This is a genomic window from Micrococcus sp. GbtcB5, assembly GCF_019091605.1.
Taxonomy (GTDB): Bacteria; Actinomycetota; Actinomycetes; order Actinomycetales; family Micrococcaceae; genus Micrococcus; species Micrococcus luteus.
This window is the reverse complement of the sequence record NZ_JAGXJK010000559.1, coordinates 1-232: the sequence shown is the minus strand read 5'-3', so window position 1 is coordinate 232 and position 232 is coordinate 1. Positions and strand designations below refer to the sequence as shown.

1 protein-coding gene is annotated in these 232 nt (G+C 75.9%); it reads left to right on the top strand.

Annotated elements, in window-relative coordinates:
* On the top strand, positions 1-232 hold a 232-nt coding region (locus KVS67_RS13500), incomplete at both ends, for a proteasome accessory factor PafA2 family protein (protein ID WP_217565593.1).

The window sequence follows — 232 nt, the reverse complement described above, 5'->3', positions numbered from 1 at the left end:
GGGGCGAGGTGCTCGACGCCGTCCGCACCGGTGACCGGTCCCGCATCGAGGACCGCATCGTCTGGGCGATCAAGCTGCGCCTGCTGGAGGACTACCGGGCCCGCCACGACCTGGGCTGGGTCGCGCCCCGCCTCGCCCAGCTGGACCTGGCCTTCCACGACATCGACCCCGGCCGGGGGCTGTTCCGCATGCTGCCGCGGCGCGGCGCCGTCGCGCGCCTGCTGCCCGAGGA